This window comes from Aliivibrio sifiae, assembly GCF_002954705.1.
GTDB lineage: Bacteria > Pseudomonadota > Gammaproteobacteria > Enterobacterales > Vibrionaceae > Aliivibrio > Aliivibrio sifiae_A.
The window spans coordinates 1,909,298-1,928,917 of sequence record NZ_MSCO01000001.1 but is presented as its reverse complement, the minus strand read 5'-3'; the positions used below and the strand labels follow the sequence as shown (position 1 = coordinate 1,928,917).

Annotated in this window: 18 protein-coding genes and 1 pseudogene; 12 read left to right on the top strand and 7 right to left on the bottom strand. The window is 38.4% G+C overall.

What is annotated here, in order from left to right:
- Together BTO22_RS08535 and BTO22_RS08530 are read right to left on the bottom strand one after the other, a co-directional pair.
- A pseudogene (locus BTO22_RS08535) lies at positions 1–533 on the bottom strand (sodium-dependent transporter); the annotation flags it as partial.
- Positions 534–889: 356 nt separating this feature from the next.
- On the bottom strand, positions 890–1,471 hold the full coding sequence (locus tag BTO22_RS08530) for an outer membrane beta-barrel protein (protein ID WP_105055119.1): 582 nt from the start codon (positions 1,469–1,471) through the stop codon (positions 890–892).
- A gap of 160 nt (positions 1,472–1,631) precedes the next feature.
- On the opposite strand from BTO22_RS08530, the gene cydH reads away from it, so the two are divergent.
- On the top strand, positions 1,632–1,721 hold the full coding sequence (gene cydH / locus BTO22_RS08525) for a cytochrome bd-I oxidase subunit CydH (protein WP_105055118.1): 90 nt from the start codon (positions 1,632–1,634) through the stop codon (positions 1,719–1,721).
- Positions 1,722–1,782: 61 nt separating this feature from the next.
- Here cydH and BTO22_RS08520 read toward each other — a convergent pair whose 3' ends face one another.
- The gene (locus BTO22_RS08520; RefSeq protein WP_105055117.1) at positions 1,783–2,553 is read right to left on the bottom strand and encodes a phosphoribosylglycinamide formyltransferase; all 771 of its coding nucleotides are present in this window, start codon (positions 2,551–2,553) and stop codon (positions 1,783–1,785) included.
- Between the two features lie 357 nt (positions 2,554–2,910).
- On the opposite strand from BTO22_RS08520, the gene tyrS reads away from it, so the two are divergent.
- Positions 2,911–4,191, top strand: a complete 1,281-nt coding sequence (gene tyrS, locus BTO22_RS08515; RefSeq protein ID WP_061002902.1) for a tyrosine--tRNA ligase — start codon at positions 2,911–2,913, stop codon at positions 4,189–4,191.
- A gap of 104 nt (positions 4,192–4,295) precedes the next feature.
- Here tyrS and BTO22_RS08510 read toward each other — a convergent pair whose 3' ends face one another.
- Both BTO22_RS08510 and dcuC read right to left on the bottom strand, forming a co-directional pair.
- The gene (locus BTO22_RS08510) at positions 4,296–6,695 is read right to left on the bottom strand and encodes a YgiQ family radical SAM protein (RefSeq protein WP_105055116.1); all 2,400 of its coding nucleotides are present in this window, start codon (positions 6,693–6,695) and stop codon (positions 4,296–4,298) included.
- Positions 6,696–7,090: 395 nt separating this feature from the next.
- Positions 7,091–8,458 (bottom strand): anaerobic C4-dicarboxylate transporter DcuC, encoded by a 1,368-nt coding sequence (gene dcuC / locus BTO22_RS08505; RefSeq protein WP_105055115.1) that lies wholly within the window; start codon positions 8,456–8,458, stop codon positions 7,091–7,093.
- 324 nt (positions 8,459–8,782) lie between these two features.
- Between dcuC and BTO22_RS08500 the strand changes: the two genes are divergently transcribed.
- Positions 8,783–9,490: a hypothetical protein gene (locus BTO22_RS08500; RefSeq protein ID WP_061002897.1), complete on the top strand. Its 708-nt coding sequence runs from the start codon at positions 8,783–8,785 to the stop codon at positions 9,488–9,490.
- A gap of 67 nt (positions 9,491–9,557) precedes the next feature.
- Positions 9,558–9,752, top strand: coding sequence for a DUF4250 domain-containing protein (locus BTO22_RS08495; protein WP_060991439.1), 195 nt, complete (start codon positions 9,558–9,560; stop codon positions 9,750–9,752).
- A gap of 36 nt (positions 9,753–9,788) precedes the next feature.
- Here BTO22_RS08495 and BTO22_RS08490 read toward each other — a convergent pair whose 3' ends face one another.
- On the bottom strand, positions 9,789–10,700 hold the full coding sequence (locus tag BTO22_RS08490; protein WP_105055114.1) for a LysR substrate-binding domain-containing protein: 912 nt from the start codon (positions 10,698–10,700) through the stop codon (positions 9,789–9,791).
- Positions 10,701–10,920: 220 nt separating this feature from the next.
- Here BTO22_RS08490 and metE point away from each other — a divergent pair, with 220 nt between their 5' ends.
- Positions 10,921–13,245 carry a 5-methyltetrahydropteroyltriglutamate--homocysteine S-methyltransferase gene (gene metE / locus BTO22_RS08485; protein WP_105055113.1) on the top strand — a complete coding sequence of 775 codons (2,325 nt, stop codon included), beginning with the start codon at positions 10,921–10,923 and terminating at the stop codon, positions 13,243–13,245.
- A gap of 94 nt (positions 13,246–13,339) precedes the next feature.
- Here the strand turns inward: metE and BTO22_RS08480 are convergent, their stop codons facing one another.
- Entirely contained in the window at positions 13,340–13,498 is a 159-nt protein-coding gene (locus BTO22_RS08480) for a YqaE/Pmp3 family membrane protein (RefSeq protein ID WP_105055112.1), read from the bottom strand.
- A gap of 267 nt (positions 13,499–13,765) precedes the next feature.
- On the opposite strand from BTO22_RS08480, the gene BTO22_RS08475 reads away from it, so the two are divergent.
- The 7 genes from BTO22_RS08475 to BTO22_RS08445 are packed head-to-tail and all read left to right on the top strand — an operon-like array spanning position 13,766 to position 19,620.
- Positions 13,766–14,680 carry a hypothetical protein gene (locus BTO22_RS08475; RefSeq protein ID WP_105055111.1) on the top strand — a complete coding sequence of 305 codons (915 nt, stop codon included), beginning with the start codon at positions 13,766–13,768 and terminating at the stop codon, positions 14,678–14,680.
- 1 nt (position 14,681) lies between these two features.
- Positions 14,682–15,830 (top strand): beta-ketoacyl-ACP synthase III, encoded by a 1,149-nt coding sequence (locus tag BTO22_RS08470; RefSeq protein ID WP_105055110.1) that lies wholly within the window; start codon positions 14,682–14,684, stop codon positions 15,828–15,830.
- Entirely contained in the window at positions 15,830–16,246 is a 417-nt protein-coding gene (locus tag BTO22_RS08465; RefSeq protein ID WP_105055109.1) for a hypothetical protein, read from the top strand. Before BTO22_RS08470 ends, BTO22_RS08465 begins: the two co-directional genes overlap by 1 nt.
- 9 nt (positions 16,247–16,255) lie before the next feature.
- The gene (locus tag BTO22_RS08460) at positions 16,256–17,272 is read left to right on the top strand and encodes a BtrH N-terminal domain-containing protein (protein WP_105055108.1); all 1,017 of its coding nucleotides are present in this window, start codon (positions 16,256–16,258) and stop codon (positions 17,270–17,272) included.
- Entirely contained in the window at positions 17,272–18,195 is a 924-nt protein-coding gene (locus BTO22_RS08455; RefSeq protein WP_105055107.1) for an ABC transporter ATP-binding protein, read from the top strand. The genes BTO22_RS08460 and BTO22_RS08455 overlap by 1 nt, the downstream gene beginning before the upstream one ends.
- On the top strand, positions 18,188–19,351 hold the full coding sequence (locus BTO22_RS08450) for an ABC transporter permease (protein WP_105055106.1): 1,164 nt from the start codon (positions 18,188–18,190) through the stop codon (positions 19,349–19,351). The genes BTO22_RS08455 and BTO22_RS08450 overlap by 8 nt, the downstream gene beginning before the upstream one ends.
- Positions 19,351–19,620 (top strand): acyl carrier protein, encoded by a 270-nt coding sequence (locus tag BTO22_RS08445; RefSeq protein ID WP_045102501.1) that lies wholly within the window; start codon positions 19,351–19,353, stop codon positions 19,618–19,620. Before BTO22_RS08450 ends, BTO22_RS08445 begins: the two co-directional genes overlap by 1 nt.

Genomic DNA, 19,620 nt, shown 5'->3' with positions numbered 1-19,620 from the left:
CTTTTACTTGCTCGCTCGATACCGCGTTTTACACCACCAAAGATAGCTGTAAAAGTGATAGCCCAAGCAATCACCATTGGGATAGCGATATGCCATTGGATACTGCCAAGTTTTGTTGGTGAATTATCGCCTAATTTCAGGTATTCGCTGAAGAAATAAGCGTTAGTATCTTGTCCCCAACTTTGAGAGAAAGACATACTAAAATAAGAAATTGCCCAGCCAATAACGGCAACATAATACACAGCAATAACTGCAGCAATGAGAACTTGAAACCAACCAAGCCATTCGTATTTTTGATTTAGTTTTGCAAATGTTCGTGGTGCTGAGCCTCTGAATTTATGGCCCATACCAAATTCCATTATCATAAATGGAATACCAGCAGTTAACATTGCAAATAGATAAGGGATGAAGAAAGCACCACCGCCATTTTCATATGCCATGTATGGAAAGCGCCATATATTACCTAGACCGATAGCAGATCCTACTGCGGCAAGAATAAATCCTGCACGAGATCCCCATTGCTCACGCTTCATAAAATACTCCTTTAAGAAACTTTTCCCTGAGAATTGAAACCTATTTAGTATCATTCTCTATTTAAATTAAAATTAATTTGCTCAAACTAGAGGTATTAGCTAAGCATTACAGCCAGATTACCTATTTATAATTGTTAAGGCAATGCTACATAAAGGTAGTTAAATATAGTGTTATTAGGGTTTTGTTCTGATTTATTCGTTTTTTCTAGGGGGAGGTATTGACGGGGTATTCTTATGTGGATAGTGATATTGTTAAAATAAGGTTAATTAAATGATTGTGTTTTTTATAAATAATTCCAATTGATGAGAAAATAAGCACCTCAATCGGAATTATTAAAAAGAAATGCCTATCTAAGCTAAAAACTAAAACGCAATCCAAGGTTTCCTTGAACTTGATTTATCCAACTACTTTCGTAGCGAATAACACAGCGAGTTTGCGCAGGTTCTGAAATACAAGTGCTGTCGATATCGTTATCGACTGCTGTACCTAACCAACGAGCTTCAAGCTGTAAGGCTAAATTATTAGTAAAATGGTACTGCAAACCAGTGAAAGCACCTGCTGAGAAGTTAATATTTTCTTCACTCCAATCAACATCGGTATAGGTTGCACCAATACTTAAACCGAAAAAAGAACTGAGGCGTTTCGTTAATGGATAATCTAGTGCACTTTGAAAGTGTAAATAATCAAAGCGAGACTTATTACCTAATGTTTTTACTTCACTACTTTGAGTGCTGTAAAATAAACCAATACGGCCAGCATCCATATCCGTTTCTAAAGCGAATGATAAAGTCTCATTGTTCTTTATTTTAAAAGTATCACCGTTTTGATTTTCAACTTCCCCGCCTGCTGCGATCCCTATTGCTGGTGTGATATAAAATTGAGCAAAAGTAGGGAAAGGGGCTGTTGCTATTAGGGCTAGTAGTGCTATCCGTTTCATCTGAACTCCTAAATTTTGTGATGATATTTTGTACTCATATTTAACGTATTATGTAGACATTGTGATGTTAATACCAACTTGATGGCTTAGTTAACCTGATTCCTTGAAGACACTTCAAATTACTGTTAATTTTTTGTTACTGATAAAACAAGGAGTCGTTATGGATAGTGATTTTAAGTTTGCTTTAATTACAACTATAGTTGTGTTTTCGGGATTAGCTTTCTTTGGAAGTTTAGTTTTGATGGCATGAATAAATAGCAGATATATATATGAAAAGAGCAATCAAAGAATATTGATTGCTCTTTTTTTGTTTAGGCAGAGGCTTTAGTTGGAAGGTAGCCTTGCCAAGCATCTGAATACAGAGATTGAGATAAACTTCTAAGTTTGCTAATTCGAGCTTGTTCAAACTGAGTTGATTTTCGTCGGTTTACAAAAGCGATACGTTCAATACTTTGAATTTCTTCGTAAAGCTTATGCTCTGCTCCATTTTTTACTGTAGCAATGTCTTTTAAATGAAGTTGTATTTCTGCAACCAGTTTTGTCTTTGGTAATTCTACTAATAATTTGATATCTCGATAGCCTGACTTTGCTGGTTGAGCGAAACGGTTCGTGACACTGAGTACCGTTGTTTCTCTGTTTATTGACTCGTAAGCAGTAATTAAATCAGGGATAGAGTCAGCAACAACGGTTGCTCTTGCGATATCCGTTAGTTTATTTACTTGACCATTGAGCTCTTGTTCAATTTTCAATAGTGCGCGTTCTGAGCTTTTTACACCAGCAAATTGAGATTGAGCATTAGACATTAATGCGGTCTCTTTGCAGATGTTTTCTAATTCTCTCTGAGCTTGATGAGCTTTAGAGTTCAAAATATCAAAATCATCATAAGGTTGGGATGAGAAATGGTTCCAACTTTGAATTGAAAGTAGACCGTTTAGGCTGTGAAGGACATGTTGGTGATCGATTTCTGATTGATTTGCTTCTTGATAATCAGGTTCAATAAACTCAATTAATGATGAAGCTTGTGCTTGAGGTCGTCCAAAGACAAGGACCATTAAGACGGCGGCACGGGCAAACTTTTTCATTCTTTTTCCTTAGCAAGATAGAAAGAAATAGCAACTAAGTAAATGTATATTAGCAACACCTATAAAAGAAATATGGGCGTAGATAGCAGATTCAAGCTTTCAAAAATAACATTGTTTTTGTTTGAGTTAAGCATCACAAAATGACACTTCTTTACGATAAATATAGGTCAGATTTTGAACTTTTCGAGTGTAAAAATGAAAGTAATTGTAACGGGAATTATTGAGTTCAAAGAGGGATAAAAAATAGAAGGCTGTGCACATGGTCTTTTTACTCACAAAGTCTGTTATTTAGCGGGTAAATGTGTAAAATCGAATCTTCTTTTTTATACCGAAATTTAGAGTACAAGTAGGTTATCTATGACAGCAACAAATGAATTATTGCAGGATTTAAAAGCTCGTGGGCTTATTGCACAGTGCACAGCAGACGAAGAATTAGCTGAGCACCTTTCAACTGACTGTCGTACTCTCTATTGTGGTTTCGATCCGACAGCAGACAGCCTACACATTGGTAGCCTAGTACCTTTGTTAGTTCTTAAGCGTTTTCAACAAGCGGGCCATAAGCCATTAGCTCTTGTTGGTGGCGCTACTGGTTTAATTGGTGATCCAAGTTTTAAAGCGGCAGAGCGTCAATTGAATACCTCTGATGTTGTTGGTGATTGGGTTAATAAAATCCGTGCTCAAGTTTCTGCTTTTGTTGAATTTACAGAAGAGAAAAATGGCGCAGAAGTAGTGAATAACCTAGATTGGATTGGTGAAATCAATGTAATCGAATTCATGCGTGATATCGGTAAGCATTTCAGCGTAAATGCAATGATTCAAAAAGAGTCAGTAAAACAGCGTATCGACCGTGAAGGTTCTGGTATCTCATTTACTGAGTTCAGCTACATGCTGCTTCAATCGTATGACTTTGCTGCGTTAAACAAAGCAAAAGAATGTACGCTTCAAATAGGTGGTTCTGATCAGTGGGGTAACATCACTGGTGGTATCGATCTAACTCGTCGTATGAACCGTAATAAAGTATTTGGCTTAACTTTACCGCTGGTAACTAAATCAGATGGTACTAAATTTGGTAAGACTGAATCAGGCACAATTTGGTTAGACCCAAGCAAAACATCACCATACGCTTTCTACCAATTCTGGTTGGGTACTGCGGATGCTGACGTATATAACTTCCTACGTTTCTTCACTTTCCTATCTGTAGATGAAATTGCTGCAATTGAAGAAAGTGATAAGAGTGTTCAAGGTCGTCCTGCTGGTCAAGGTGTACTTGCTAAAGAAGTGACTCGTTTAGTTCACGGTGAGGAAGGTTTAGCTTCTTCTATCCGTATTACTGACGCATTGTTCTCTGGTGATTTAGCATCACTAACTGAAACTGATTTAGCGCAACTAGCACAAGATGGTCTACCAATGACTGAACTTGAAGCTTCAGAGCAAACTATCGTTGAAGTATTGACTCAATCTGAACTAGCAAAATCAAATAAGATGGCGCGTGAATTTATTGGTAATGGTGCGGTTTCAGTAAACGGCGAAAAAGTTGCTGATTCTGAAGTTGTTCTTAAGAAAGAAGACGCATTATTCGGTAAATACAGCGTAATCAAGCGTGGTAAAAAGCTGTTTAACTTATACGTTTGGAAGTAAGAATAAATTAATAGTGGAGTAGGGAGTCCTACTTCATTACTTTATATTCAGATAATAAAAAAGCGAACCGCATTGGTTCGCTTTTTTTATGCTTGTTAATTTAATTAACGGTGCTTTGGTTTACGTTTAGCACCAGTACCGCTTGGTTTATTACCCGTAGGTTTGTTACCACCAGTCGCTTTAGGTTTACCATTGCCACTTGGCTTATTGTTTGAATAACCATTACGAACGCCATTTTTCTGTCCGCTTGATGCTGGTTTATCTGAACTAGCGTGTCCTGCCTGTTTTCCACCATTACCAGAACGGTTTTGGCCTTGACCTTGTGAGTTAGGTTTGCCGTTACGATTATTCTTATTTTGAGCACCACGATTGTTACTGTTTCGTGGGTCGCCATCAAACTGTGCTTGAGTATGCTTAGTCGCAAAACGTTTCGCACCGTGACGTCCCGTTTGACGACGTTCTGCAGGTGTTTGTGTATCGATATCGTCTTCAGGTACTAAACAATGTGGCTTGTCACCAATAAGATGCTTTTTGCCCATTTCTGTTAGTGCTTCACGGATCATTTTCCAGTTTTTAGGATCGTGATAACGTAATAAACCTTTATGCAGTCGACGTTGACGCTCACCTTTAGCTACGGTCACATCTTCACGTTTTTTATATTTCACGCGCTTCAGTGGGTTTGTTTCTGAGTAATACATGGAGGTAGCATTACACATTGGCGATGGGTAGAAGTTCTGAACCTGATCACATTCAAGATTATTTTTCTTGAGCCACATAGCTAGGTTCAGCATGTCTTCATCTTCTGTACCTGGGTGAGCAGAGATAAAGTAAGGGATAAGATATTGTTTCTTACCGGCTTCTTGGCTGTATTTTTCAAACATAGACTTGAAGCGATCATACGTTCCCATTCCTGGCTTCATCATTAAATCTAATGGGCCTTTTTCGGTATGTTCAGGAGCAATCTTTAAATAACCGCCAACGTGGTGGGTGACTAGCTCACGTACGTATTCTGGAGATTCAATCGCCAAATCGTAACGAACACCAGAGGCAATTAATACTTTCTTCACGCCTTTTACTTTGCGCGCTTCACGGTACAAATCAATCGTATGTACGTGATCGGTATTTAATTTGTCACAGATCTTAGGGAAGACACAAGAAGGTCGACGACACGTTGCCTCCGCCTTAGGTATTGAACAACCTAAACGGTACATATTTGCTGTTGGACCACCAAGATCTGAGATCGTACCGGTAAATCCAGGAACTTTGTCGCGAATTTCTTCTAATTCACTAATAATCGATTCTTTAGAACGGTTCTGAATTATACGACCTTCGTGCTCTGTAATACTACAGAACGAACACCCACCAAAACACCCACGCATAATGTTGACTGATGTTTTGATCATGTCATACGCAGGGATCTTCGCTTTGCCATACATAGGGTGTGGAACACGCGCGTAAGGCAGATCAAATACAAAATCCATCTCTTCTGTTGTTAGAGGGATAGGCGCTTGGTTTACCCATAATTCACGGTCACCATGGCGCTGGATCAATGCTCGGCCAGAGTATGGGTTGGTTTCTAAATGCATAATACGGCTAGCGTGAGCATAAAGAATACGGTCGCCATTTAATTTTTCAAATGGTGGAATTCGAATTGCTGTCGTTTTTGAATCATGACGAGAAGCCGTTACTGTAATTACTTGCGGCTGTTCTTCTTTTACTTCTGCTTTGTTGGTTTCACATTGCTCTTCTGTTGCGTATGGATTGATAGGAACAAAAGCAACTTTACCCGGCTTTTCAATACGAGAAGAGTCAATGATTCTAAAGCCTTCAGGTTCTGCTGGTAAATTTACAGCAGTACCGCGGATATTAGTCATTGTTTTTACATCTTCGCCATTGGCAAGGCGATGAGCAACTTCAACCAATGCACGTTCAGCATTACCAAACAGAAGAATGTCACCTTTTGCATCAAATAATACAGAGCGACGAACTTTATCTGACCAGTAGTCATAATGCGCTAAACGACGGAGGCTTGCCTCAATACCACCTAATACGATAGGAGTATCTTTAAAGGCTTCACGACAGCGTTGAGAATAAACTAATACTGCACGGTCAGGGCGCTTACCACCTTCGTTGTTTGGAGTATATGCATCATCGTGACGAAGTTTTTTATCTGAGGTATAACGGTTGATCATTGAATCCATGTTACCCGCGGTGATACCAAAGAATAAATTTGGTTGACCAAGAGCCATGAATTCGTCTTTATTATCCCATTTTGGTTGAGCAATAATACCAACGCGGAAGCCTTGTGCTTCTAGCAAACGTCCGATGATTGCCATACCAAAGCTTGGGTGATCCACATACGCATCCCCAGTTACAATGATAATGTCACAGCTATCCCAACCAAGTTGGTCCATTTCTTTACGAGAAGTCGGAAAGAAAGGGGCTGTTCCATAGCATTCTGCCCAGAATTTCGGGTATTCGTTTATTGGAGTTACGTTGTGCATTAGTTCACCTCAGAATTTGGAGGCCGAATTATACCGATTTGAGAGTGATTTAACCAGAAAATAAAGCCCTCAATATAAGTAAGGGCGTCTAATAGCAAGATAGAACTAGATGTATAAACGGCATAAATAGGCAATAGATATGGCTAAAAAAGAGAGGGTAAAAATGATAGCCGTGTCTTTAATCATGGTAAATGTACTCGTCTTGTTTTAAATATTGATGCGCTAAATGTATCTTTATTTAATAAGAGTTACGTGAGCATTAGGTAAATTGTTTTAAGGAAAGTGCCTATTTGATATCGAATCACAGAATTAAATGGGAACATCATACATAAATTAAAAAAAACGCCAGTAGCATTAAACCACTGGCGTAAATAAGCGTTTATCTGTCTAGCAGATTAAGCGTACATTGGAACCAATACCATAGTACCCGCGATAACTGTGATTAAGCCACAGATAACAGGAACAGAGGTACGTTTTACTACTTCAAATGGGCTGATTTTAGCCATACCTGACGTCGCAACGATAACGCCAGATACTGGAGAAATGGTACGACCAAGATTAGAAGCTTGAAGCATTGGAATAATTAGGAAGGCAGGGCTAAGACCCATTTTACCAGCCAGTTGTGGTGCTAATTCTACGAATGCATAGAAAGGTGCATTACCAGAACCTGTTGCGATAGCTGCTGCTACTGTTAGACCAGTAAGAAGAAGCATCAGTGCCATACCACCAGCACCAGCAGAATCTGCAAGGTGAAGTAGGTTATCAATCGCGCCAACAGACATTAAGCCTTGTGCAAATACACCGGCTGCAACTAATAGCATTACCACACCCTTAAACGCGTCAGCCATACCTGCGTAGCAAGATTCTAAATCTTCTAGCGTAGCTCTGCCGTCTAGTTTATTAGTAATAAAGTTAATGACTGCACCAATGAAGATTGAGCCAACAACAATAGTATAAATATCTAGAGATAAACCTGGGATAGTTTCGCCATTGAAGACAAAAACACCTACGATTGGTAAGAAAGGTAAAATCGCGTAATAAGATGGTGCATTTACTTCCATTGCAGAAATATCAACTTTCTCCATTGGTGTATTTTCTTTCTTATCTAGGTATTTGTTCCAGAAGAAAGCCGCTGCTGCCATTACGATGATTGCACAAATAGAAACAGGCAATACCGTTTCAACTGCGAACGTATGTAAAGGAAGACCAGATTTTTCTGCAGCAACAATAACGTCACCAGATGTAGGAGAAAGAATAATCGCTGCTGGAGAGGCACAAACGGCTACTGCTGCTGGGCGAGAAATCCCCATCGCTGTCATCATAGGGAAAAGTGTTGCCATTAGTAGTACACCAAGACCTGTTGCAGAACTTACTGCAAGAGACATTAAACACGCTACGATATAAGCTGCAACAAGTAAAACGTAAGGTGACTTAATAAATGCTAATGGTTTAGAAAACTGTTTAACAACGACATTGTTTGCGCCAATGTGAGTCATGTAAGAAGCAAAACCACAAAGTAGCATGATTTGCATACCTAGGCCGCCCCCACGATATTGCAGCATGTATTTCACGTACTCTAGCGCATCCGTTAATAAGTTACCTGTCGCGGTAACTTTTGCAGGTAAAACAGTATGACCTAATAAACCTGCAATAATAAGTAGTGCTAAACCAGCAGTTAGTAGTACACCTGCCGCCTTATATCCTTTTACGATAAAGTAACCAACCAAAATGGTGATCACCAAACCAATCATTAACTCCAACATGGAATTTTCCCCTATAAGATTTCAAAATATAAAAATTGCGTAACTTACATACATATTCTTACACATTTCGTAATAGAAACTTACCTAACTTTTACCTGTAGCACATCTGCTACTTAACCTCATCATGATCTAAAACAAATAAAAAATAATTCTGTTAATAAGATGATGCGCAACTGTTGTTCTTGTTGCGACAAAAGGATAATAAGTTGGAAAGTGTTACGTGTGTTTTTGAGATATTGATAGAAATAGATTGTTTTTTAACCGTCACTAGACGAAGTGAAAATTGAGTTTATACTAGCGTCATTCTAATTAGGTGGCGTAGCTATGTTTTTTCAAACCTTACAATATATTCTTATTCCTGCACTCTTAGGTGCGCAAATACTGTTAACGATCATTTTGCATAAAGGGGATATTTGTCCCGGTCAACGTGGTCGCATCCATAAATGGTTACCCGTATTGATCCTTGGCTGGTGTGTTATTGCTGGTGTTGGTATGACTTACGCTTCTATTTTTGCGATTAATTTTGTTCCTGCAATTGCCATTGCTGGTTTTTATTTGAGTGTAAAAACAGGCAAAACTCGTGACAAGGGGCCATTAATTGTTATGGCATTAGCTAATGGTTTTGCAGCGGCAAGTTTTGTTAATTTAGCTTTGGGTTCTGGTTCATTCACGCAGTTATTTTTTGCGGTTACTGGCCCATTCTTATTTGGTGCGCTATTAACACACCTCCTTTTGACTTTAGCTCGAACTCGCTTACAGGCATTTCATAAATTACTCCCGATCAGTGGCATTGTTAGTGGGATTGTAATGTCAGTTATCTTATTGTGTCAGACTCTCAGTGTCCATGAGATATTTTTGGATAAGATGGCTGTTAAGTTAGGTATAGCATTAGGGCTTATGCTACTAAGTATTGGTTTGTGGAGTTTTCACTTATTCAAACAACAAGCTGTTAAATGGCAAATGTTAGCTATAGCAAGCGTAATTATGGCCATTTCTGGTTATTATCAATTTCAGTTGTTTTTTGTGATGTAGGCCACGCATTACTTTTAAAAACTGATTTACTCTAAGTATGTCTCTTAAGCAACATGGAGGATGAAGATTGGATTTAAGTAATGCTCACGGACTAGAAAGTGGAATTCTACTCGGCATCATTAATGAAAAATTGCGATTGGAATGTCACAGTCTAGAAGAATTATCCAGCGTGTATGAGCTTGATACACAAGGAGTTCAAGACAAGCTCAGTGGCTTGGGTTATCAATATGACCCATTAACGAATCAATTTAAGAATACGTAATTTTTAACCAATATTTAAATAGCTACATACCTCGATTTAAGTCATTTTAATTCCATCCAAATGACTCTGGCTCTGCTGTTTCGCAGTAGAGAAAAATGCTTGTAAATATTTTTTATCATGTTCGCTGTCTCTAACGGCAGCGAACAACCTTCGCCACAATCCTTTCCCTAATGGTTTACTCTCAATTAATCCTTGTCGTGAAAATTCACTGATTGCCCAATTAGGCAGTGCGGCAACCCCTAAACCTGCCGACACCATTTGTATTAGCATTAATGTATTCTCTGCTTGTTTCCATTTAGCAGGCTCAACATTGTTTGGGGTTAAGAAATGTTTTACGACATCCAGACGTTGTTTTTGCACAGGGTAAGTCAGCATCGTTTGATCGAGTAAATCTTTGGGCTCTATATATTCTTTATTAGCAAGAGGGTGGCTAGTTGCCATTACAAGACGCATCTCGAAATCAAATAACGGTTCATAATGAACCTCTCCACGGGGTTGAATATCTGATGTGATCACTAAATCTAGATCACCATTCACTAATGCGGGTAGAGGCTCAAAACCGAAACCAGATGAAAAATCCAGTTCAACTTCTGGCCAACCAACTTGATATTCTTTAATCGCAGGCATTAACCACTGAAAGCAAGAGTGACATTCAATCGCCATGTGTAATCGGCCGTGTAAATCTTCTTTCAAACTCGCAATATCATATTCTGCTCTAGTCATTTTAGGTAAAACATCATCAGCCAGTTTTAATAAGATCTCACCTTCTGAGGTGAATTTCACTGGACGAGTTTTACGTAAAAAAACATGACTTCCAAGACGGGTTTCAAAATCTTTTAACTGATGAGAGAGTGCTGATTGAGTAAGATGTAGAGCATTGGCTGTTGCGGTTAATGAGCCAGTGTCACGCAGTGTAGTTAATGTTTTTAGATGTTTTAATTCAATCATTATTATTCCTCAAGTTCCGTTTGAGTAGGTTTAATCATCTTCACAGTAAAGTGATTAACGCATAAAGTAAACATCTAGACGGCTAAATAATGTTAATTATTTGATTGTAAATTTAACCTTATTGAAAAAAATTCATAATCAAAGTGAATTTTTATCCGTTGTAGCATAAAAGAAAATGCGTCATTGTTTAGCCATCTAAACGGCTAAGGGGATTAAAGCGATGACAATAGAATTGAATAAAAAAACAGTAACTCATATTTTAGGCTACCCACGAGTAGGTGCTCAAAGAGAACTTAAATTTGCACAAGAAAAATACTGGCGTGGCGAGATTGAACAAAAAGAATTATTAGTAGTAGGCAGTGAGCTTCGTCAGCGTCATTGGAAAGATCAATCAGCATCAGGGTTAGATTTTGTAACCGCTGGAGATTTTGCTTGGTACGATCATGTGTTAACAACCAGCCTTCTTCTAGGTCACGTACCTGCTCGTCACAATAACGGTTTTCCTGATTTAGATACCTTATTTAAAGTGGGTCGTGGTCAATCTCAAAATCGCTGTGGTTGTGGTGAAGCGGCATCAGACATGACTAAGTGGTTTAATACTAACTACCATTATATCGTTCCTGAATTTTCTAAAGACGATAAATTTAACGTTAGTTGGTCACAATTGTTTGATGAAATTGCAGAATCGCAAAAGCAAGGTCACAAGGTTAAACCAGTACTTCTTGGTCCATTAAGCTATTTGTGGTTAGGCAAAGAAGTGAATGATGAAGAAGTAGAGCAAGGGTTTGATCGTTTAGCGCTTCTTCCTCGCTTACTTACCGCTTATCAGGCAATTTTTTCGAAGTTATCTGCGCTTGGTGTTGAATGGGTACAAATTGATGAACCAATTTTAGCGCTTGAATTACCAAAAGCTTGGGCTAACTCATTCAAACTGGCTTATCAAGTGGTTCAAAGTGACGTGAAATTACTACTAACAACGTACTTTGATGGTGTAGAGCATCATTTAGATAAGATCACCGAATTAGCGGTAAATGGCTTACATATTGATATATCAGCAGACCCTAAACAATTAGACACGATTGTAGATGGATTACCAAAAGAGTGGGTATTGTCTGTTGGTGCGATTAATGGTCGTAATGTATGGCGAGCAGACTTAGAACGCCTACATGAGAAGCTACAACCAGTGAAAGAAAAGCTAGGTGATAAGTTATGGATTGCAAGCTCATGTTCGTTGCTGCATAGCCCTGTAGATTTAGAGCAAGAAATAGAATTATCACAAGAAACTACTCAATGGTTTGCGTTTGCAAAACAAAAACTGAAAGAGGTGACTTTGTTAGCGGGCGCTTTAGATGGTAATCAAAATGCAATCTTAGCCTGTCATCAATACTGTCAGCCATTGCGTGAACGTGAGACGGCAGAGCACATTAATAAGCCTGCGGTAAAGCAACGTTTAGCGGCAATTACTCCTGCATTAGCAGAGCGAGCAGATGCGTATTCAGTTCGAGCGCAACACCAAGCGGAAAAATTGGGTTTACCATTATTACCAACGACAACGATAGGTTCATTCCCACAAACCTCTGATATTCGTCAACAGCGCAGCGCGTATCGTGCAGGTAAATTAAATGAACAAGATTATGTTGCAGCAATGAAAGGTCATATTTCTGATGCAGTTGAGCGTCAAGAGCGTTTAGATCTGGATGTATTAGTGCATGGTGAAGCAGAACGTAATGACATGGTGGAATATTTTGCCGAGAACTTAAACGGCTTTCAAGCAACGCGATTTGGCTGGGTGCAAAGTTATGGATCTCGTTGTGTAAAACCAGCAATCGTGGTGGCAGATATTGAACGTGAAGCACCAATCACGGTTGATTGGACGCAATATGCTCAATCGTTAACGACTAAACAAATGAAAGGGATGCTCACCGGACCAGTAACGATTCTTGGTTGGACGTTCCCACGTGAAGACATTACTCGTAAAGAAATTGCACAGCAGTTAGCATTAGTATTGCGTGATGAAGTTTCTGATCTTCAACAAGCGGGCATTAATATTATTCAAATTGATGAACCTGCGATTCGTGAAGGATTACCAATTAAAAAGAGCGATCAAAAAGCGTACTTAGATTGGGCTGTTGAAGCGTTTAAGATCTCAGCGGCCAGTGCTAAATCTGAAACACAAATTCATACTCACATGTGTTACAGCGAGTTTAATGAGATTATCGAATCAGTGGCGGCGTTAGATGCAGATGTGATCACGATTGAAACCTCTCGTTCAAACATGGAATTATTGAAAGCGTTTGAAGACTTTAATTATCCAAATGAGATTGGACCGGGTGTTTATGATATTCATTCACCAAATATTCCAAGTGAAGAGTGGATCATTGATTTAATTGAAACGGCAGCAGCGAAAGTTCCTGTAGAGCGTTTATGGGTGAACCCAGATTGTGGTTTGAAAACACGTAACTGGAAAGAAACAGAAGCGGCGCTAGAGAATATGGTGAAAGCTGCGAAAGCATTACGTAAAAAATTACAGGTAAATGCTGCTTAACTTGACATAATCTACTTATAGTTAGTGTTTATTTACACTAAACGAATAAAGCGAAACCTTTTCATTTAAGGGTTTCGCTTTTTATTTATGTAAACTAACGAGTTGTAATCCAAAGTGCATGGATCATACCTGGGAACCAGAAAAGAATGGTAAGAACGATATTAATTAAGAAATCTTTTCCTGCTCCCTTTGCAAAAAAAACACCGACAGGAGGGAGTAAAACACAAAGAATGATTAAAACGAGTTTGTTCATAAATAGATCCTTTTTTGTTAACTAAATGTATTCCATTTATTTATTATGAGTGGCTATTGTTATATATCAACAAGTCATTCGTTTTTTTTAGGGAAAGTTTTACAAGTAAGGCGTTATTGTTATTTATGAATAAAAAATTAACAGCACAGAGGATGAATAGAATAGTTAATTGTTAAAAAGAATGATTATCTATTTATATTAAAAATAGATGCTATAAAATACCTCGCAACTAATTAAGCTATTTTAAAGTTGTTTTAGGTCTCTTTTATGAAAAAAGTTCTCGTTATTTCTCACTCTCAAAGTGGACAATTAGCAAAATTTGTAGACTTAGCAACGGCTCCTCTACGCCAAGCTGATTCAATTCAAGTCGATTATCATTGTGTTGAACCCGTTAAAAAATATCCATATCCTTGGTCGTTTTACCCCTTTTTTGATGCTTTTCCTGAAGCGATCTATATGAACGGTTGTGAAGTTAAACCTGCTGAGAATCTAGAAGAAGAGTATGACTTAATTATTTTGGGTTATACAGTATGGTTTTTGTCCCCTTCAATTCCAATTACTGGTTTTTTACAAACCTCACAAGCCAAGACTCTGATTAAAGGTAAACCTGTTGTTACTTTTATTGCCTGTCGTGATATGTGGGTAATGGCGCAAGAAAAAATGAAAACAGTTATTGCCGATCTAGGTGGAACACTAATTGATAATGCAGTATTAACCGATCAGGGCGGTTCAATTTATGCCTTCATTACTACTCCTCGTTGGTTGCTTACCGGTAAAAAAGATCCATTTTTGATATTTCCAGCGGCGGGCGTTTCTGAACAAGACTTACAAGAGAGTGAGCGTTTTGGACATCGCCTTGTTAATGCATTAGAAAATGATCTAGAAAAGAAAAAAGAACCATTACTTAAAAATCTGAATGCAGTGACAGTAAATGGGAAGCTGATTGGTTCTGAAAAAATAGCAACACGTTCATTTATGGTATGGGGGAAACTGATTCAAAAGTCAGGAAAACCAGGCTCTTTTCCACGTAAAATTGTTATTACTATTTATGCTACTTTTCTTGCGCTCATGGTCTTGACATTAGTGCCGATAAACTTATTAGTGAAGAAATTAATTTCTCCTTTTAGAAAAAAAGCAGTAGAAGAAAGTATTACCTATTACGAAAAACCGTCAGGACGTTAGAATGAATAACAAAGTATACATTAACGATATTCAGGCTTTTTTGCCTAATGATGCCGTTGGTAATAAAGAAATCGAAAACGTCCTTGGGCAAGTGGGCTTGCGTCCTTCTCGTGCAAAAAATCTCATTTTGCGATCCAACAAAATTAAGCAGCGCTATTATGCAATTAATCCTACAACAGGTGAAACGACGCATACGAATACTGAGCTTACAGCAGAAGCGATTAGAAAATTATCGTCATCTTCCTTTGATATTAATTCCACTGAGTTGTTAGCTTGTGGTACGACGATTGCGGATCAAATTCTACCAAATCATGCCTTAATGGTGCATGGTGAACTTGGTATTCCTAGCTGTGAAGTGATAGCGACATCAGGCATCTGTTTGTCCGGTACCATGTCATTAAAATATGGTTATATGTCGATCTTGAGTGGTCAAAGTAGTAACGCGATAGTTACTGGTTCGGAAAATGCGTCAGCTATGATGCGTGCTAACAAGTTTGAAGCGGAAATTGAAACCGTTGTTGATGAGCTAGAACGCCAACCTGAAATTGCGTTTGAGAAAGACTTCTTACGTTGGATGTTAAGTGATGGTGCGGGTGCCGCTTTACTGACTTCTCAGCCAAATCCCGATTCAATCTCACTTGAAATTGAATGGATGATGCAAAAATCGTATGCCAATGAGCTTGATGCTTGTATGTATGCCGGTTGTGATAAACAAGCGAATGGTCGTTTAAAAGGCTGGCGTGAGTATGAATCTCAAGAGTGGTTAGCTCAATCTATTTTCTCTGTTAAGCAAGACGTAAAACAACTTAACGGAAACATTGTTGAATATACGGTGACTAAACCACTAAAAGAGCTAGTTGAGCAAGGTAAAGTGAAGGCTGATGAAATCACCTATTTTGTACCTCATTACTCGTCTGGTTATTTCCGTGATCGTTTATACCAAGGAATGCTTGATGCCGGCTGTGATATTCCACAAGAGTGTTGGTTTACTAACTTACCAAGTAAGGGTAACACGGGATCTGCATCAATTTATATTATGTTAGAAGAGCTGTTCCATTCTGGTGAGTTAAAAGTGGGTGACACATTATTGTGTTACGTACCTGAGAGTGGACGATTCTCTACTGCATTTATGCAATTAAAGGTCGTGTAATGGAAGCTAAAAAAGTACCGCAAGACAACATCTCAACGTATGCAAATAATGCGAAAGCCGTGTATGCCACTGATGAGAACGGTGAATATTCTGTTGTTGCGTCTACCGGTTGGGAAGTCGAAGAAGAAGTCACAAAGCAAGCCTTAAATGAATCTGAACGACAAGCACAAGTAGCGTATGACTTGGTAAGAACAGGAGAAAAGTCCTCTTTGTATTATCATATGTTTGCTCAGCGTATGGATTTAATGGTGTTAGCGCAATCCGTTGGTTGGTTTCAATGGCGAGTTAAACGTCATTTTTCACCATCGGTGTTTGCTAAGTTATCGCCAGCTAAGCTTTCGGCCTATAGTGATGCATTAGGTATTTCAGTTAAGCAATTAACGAAATTACCTAACCTTTCGAATAAAAATAAATAAAGCGAGATCATGACCTCTATCTTGAAAAACACTAACACTCAATTTAAACATCAACATTATGCGCATTGTGAAAGTGGCGTAATGTCTTCAATGTTAATTCATCATGGTTTGCCATTATCAGAACCAATGGTGTTTGGTTTATCTAGTGCGTTAGTCTTTGCATACCTTCCGTTTGTGAAACTCAGCGGCATGCCATTGATTGCCTATCGTTCGATGCCTAAATCCATTATGAAAGGATTGCAAAAAAGCATCGGTTTGAAAATGAAGTTAGAGAAATTTTCAAAACCAGAGCAAGGCACCAAGCGATTAGATGAGTTACTGGAACAAGGTAAAATCGTTGGAGCACAAACGTCAGTATTTTGGTTACCGTACTTTCCTGAAGAGATGCGTTTCCATTTCAATGCGCATAATTTGATCATAGTAGGCAAAAAACATGGTAGCTATAAGATCAGCGACCCTGTTTTTGAGCACTTGGTTGAAGCTGAAGAGAAAGCACTGCAAAAAGCACGCTTTGTGAAAGGGGTAATGGCACCAAAAGGGTCATTGTATTATCCGACTCATATTCCAAGCTTGATTGATTATCCAAAAGTGATTGAAAAAAGCATCAAAAAAACCGCGAAAACCATGTTAAAAACACCCGTACCTATTGCAGGCTTAAAAGGGATGCATTTTTTAGCTAAGCATATTCGTCAATTAGAAAATAAAGACGAGCATTATGCCAAATTATTTTTAGGTCATATCATTCGTATGCAAGAAGAGATTGGTACCGGTGGTGCAGGTTTTCGTTATATCTACGCATCTTTTTTACAAGAAGCGTCAGAGCTAATTAATAACGAAAAACTAAAAACCGCTTCTATTGAGATGACGGCGATTGGTGATGAATGGCGTGAGTTTGCATTGTTAATAGCCAAAGCGATCCGTCCTCGAAATAAAAAAGCCATTGAATTTGATATTATTGCAGCAAAATTAGAATCAGTTGCCGAGCAAGAAAAGCAGCTGTACTTATCATTAATGCGAGCGTTTTAATGATCAAAATTAGTGGCTTAAATAAATCCTATGGTAACAAGAAAGCGTTAGATAACTTAACGCTCTCCATTCCCTCAAATAGTATTTATGGTTTGCTCGGTCCTAACGGAGCAGGAAAAACCACGTTGATCTCCATTTTAAATGGCTTAGTATCGTTTGATTCTGGGGAGGTCTCTTTTTTTGATTTACCGTTAAAAAAGAATCTAAATGCTATTCGTCAGCGCTGCTCTTTGATCCCTCAAAGCTTGGCTTTTTATGAGAATTTAAGTGTAAAAGAGAACTTAAACTTCTTTGCTGGTGTGCAAAAAATAAAAGGCAAAACCTTAAAAGATAATTTAGCGTATGCGGTAGAAACGAATCGCCTTGCAGCCATGATGGATCAAAAATCATCAACCTTATCTGGCGGTCAAAAACGCCGTTTAAATATAGCGATTGGTTTGTTAAATAACCCTGATGTTCTGTTTTTTGATGAGCCGACAGTGGGGATTGATCCTGAGTCTCGTAATGAAATTTTAGATACAATTAAGGCCTATAAGTCAGATAATAAAACCGTTATTTACACTTCACATTACATGCCTGAAATTGAAAAAATTTGTGATGAAGTGGCAATTATGAATGCAGGGCAAGTGGTGAAACAAGGTTCAATTTCATCAATGGTAAATAACGAAGAAAGCCAACAAGTCATTATCGAGCTCTATCCTAATTCTTCGACTCAATGGCATTTACTCCTTGCTCAATGCTGTGAGGTGAGCTTGATTGATGAAACAACATTATTGTTATCAAGTTCAAATAGTGTCTTGGTTGCTCAAGTATTAACGTGGCTTGAAAACGCCCATATTAAAGTAAAGCAGCTTCGTTATGGTGCAACGACGCTTGAGTCTCTATTTATTAACTTAACATCAAAAGGAAGAACTGATGTTTAAAGCAATGTTAATGAAAGAATTCTTGCTAGTTAGCCGAGATAAACATGCCTTAGCTGCTTTATTTATTATGCCTGTAGTGTTCATTTTGATTATGTCCTTAGCGCTTAAAGATGTGATGAATGAAGATAAATCACTAATGACATATGCATTAGTGGATAACGATCAAAGTAGCGGCAGTGAAGCATTAATCAATAAATTATCCAATATACCAACACTAACCAAATACGCATTGGATTCTAGTGAATATCGCTCGCCAGAAGAGGAAGGGGTTCAATTTATTATCGATATTCCTCAGGGGTTTTATCAAGATGAATTACCACTAGAGATCAGTGTTGCTGCGGATACTTCTCCCTCACTATTAACTATTTTTAAGAACCAAATAGCACTGAGTTGGATGTGGAATAAGCTCGATGAGGTCAACTCTGCCAATCAAGACAGCTTTGGTTTCTTAGATGAGGCAACGGCAGATACATCTTTTGATGAAGCTGCCTTGATGGAAATTCAATACGCCAAATTAGCACAAGATGAAAAGCCAACCTCAACTCAACAAAGTGTGCCTTCTTGGATCGTGTTTGGTCTGTTTTTTGTCATTATTCCAATGTCGACCATCTTTATCAGTGAGCGTAAACAAAATACTTTACTGCGCTTAAGCACCATGAATTTAAGCTTGCCTGTGTTATTTGGCGGGAAAATTTTGCCTTATATGCTAATAAACCAAGTTCAGGTTTGGCTGATGATTGGGGTCGGTATGTATATAGTCCCTCTATTTGGAGCGGCACCATTAACTATTGGCGGCTCAGTCTTAGGCTTAGTTTTAGTCTCACTGTCATTAAGTTTATCTGCTATCGGATTATCTATTCTTGTTGCTACCGCCGTTGACAGCATTGAACAAGCCACCACGATTGGTGGCATTATTAATATTTTATTGGGTGCGATTGGTGGCGTCATGGTGCCTAAGTTTGTGATGCCAGAAGCAATGCAAACTTTCTCCAATATTTCTCCAATGTCGTGGGGCTTAGAAGGTTTTTTAGATATTTTCTTACGTCGAGGAAGCGTGATGGACGTGCTTAATGAAGCCATGGCATTGACGTTATTTGGCGTGGTTTCACTATTGATTGCCAGTATTGTATTTACTTATAAACAAAGGAAAAGTTAATGAAAGGGTCGTTAGATACAGAATTCAAAATAAAGCTTAAAAACATGATCCTTGAAGAGTGCGACAGAGAAGAAATTGCAGCAGATGAATTAGCAGATGACGTGGAGCTGTTTTCTGATGAGAGTGGTTTAGAGTTAGATTCAGTAGATGGATTGCAAATTTCAATGTTATTGCAGCGTCACTTTAATCTACGTTTGGTAGACCCAAAAGAGTTTCGTCGTATTGTAACGACGATTAACCACCTTGCTGATCACCTACAACCAGAATAA

Excerpts from the sequence above, each read along its gene's own strand:
- BTO22_RS08530 (WP_105055119.1), bottom strand. The coding sequence starts at position 1,471 with ATGAAACGGATAGCACTACTAGCCCTAATAGCAACAGCCCCTTTCCCT.
- cydH (WP_105055118.1), top strand. The coding sequence starts at position 1,632 with ATGGATAGTGATTTTAAGTTTGCTTTAATTACAACTATAGTTGTGTTT.
- BTO22_RS08520 (WP_105055117.1), bottom strand. The coding sequence starts at position 2,553 with ATGAAAAAGTTTGCCCGTGCCGCCGTCTTAATGGTCCTTGTCTTTGGA.
- tyrS (WP_061002902.1), top strand. The coding sequence starts at position 2,911 with ATGACAGCAACAAATGAATTATTGCAGGATTTAAAAGCTCGTGGGCTT.
- BTO22_RS08510 (WP_105055116.1), bottom strand. The coding sequence starts at position 6,695 with ATGCACAACGTAACTCCAATAAACGAATACCCGAAATTCTGGGCAGAA.
- dcuC (WP_105055115.1), bottom strand. The coding sequence starts at position 8,458 with ATGTTGGAGTTAATGATTGGTTTGGTGATCACCATTTTGGTTGGTTAC.
- BTO22_RS08500 (WP_061002897.1), top strand. The coding sequence starts at position 8,783 with ATGTTTTTTCAAACCTTACAATATATTCTTATTCCTGCACTCTTAGGT.
- BTO22_RS08490 (WP_105055114.1), bottom strand. The coding sequence starts at position 10,700 with ATGATTGAATTAAAACATCTAAAAACATTAACTACACTGCGTGACACT.
- metE (WP_105055113.1), top strand. The coding sequence starts at position 10,921 with ATGACAATAGAATTGAATAAAAAAACAGTAACTCATATTTTAGGCTAC.
- BTO22_RS08480 (WP_105055112.1), bottom strand. The coding sequence starts at position 13,498 with ATGAACAAACTCGTTTTAATCATTCTTTGTGTTTTACTCCCTCCTGTC.
- BTO22_RS08475 (WP_105055111.1), top strand. The coding sequence starts at position 13,766 with ATGAAAAAAGTTCTCGTTATTTCTCACTCTCAAAGTGGACAATTAGCA.
- BTO22_RS08470 (WP_105055110.1), top strand. The coding sequence starts at position 14,682 with ATGAATAACAAAGTATACATTAACGATATTCAGGCTTTTTTGCCTAAT.
- BTO22_RS08465 (WP_105055109.1), top strand. The coding sequence starts at position 15,830 with ATGGAAGCTAAAAAAGTACCGCAAGACAACATCTCAACGTATGCAAAT.
- BTO22_RS08460 (WP_105055108.1), top strand. The coding sequence starts at position 16,256 with ATGACCTCTATCTTGAAAAACACTAACACTCAATTTAAACATCAACAT.
- BTO22_RS08455 (WP_105055107.1), top strand. The coding sequence starts at position 17,272 with ATGATCAAAATTAGTGGCTTAAATAAATCCTATGGTAACAAGAAAGCG.
- BTO22_RS08450 (WP_105055106.1), top strand. The coding sequence starts at position 18,188 with ATGTTTAAAGCAATGTTAATGAAAGAATTCTTGCTAGTTAGCCGAGAT.
- BTO22_RS08445 (WP_045102501.1), top strand. The coding sequence starts at position 19,351 with ATGAAAGGGTCGTTAGATACAGAATTCAAAATAAAGCTTAAAAACATG.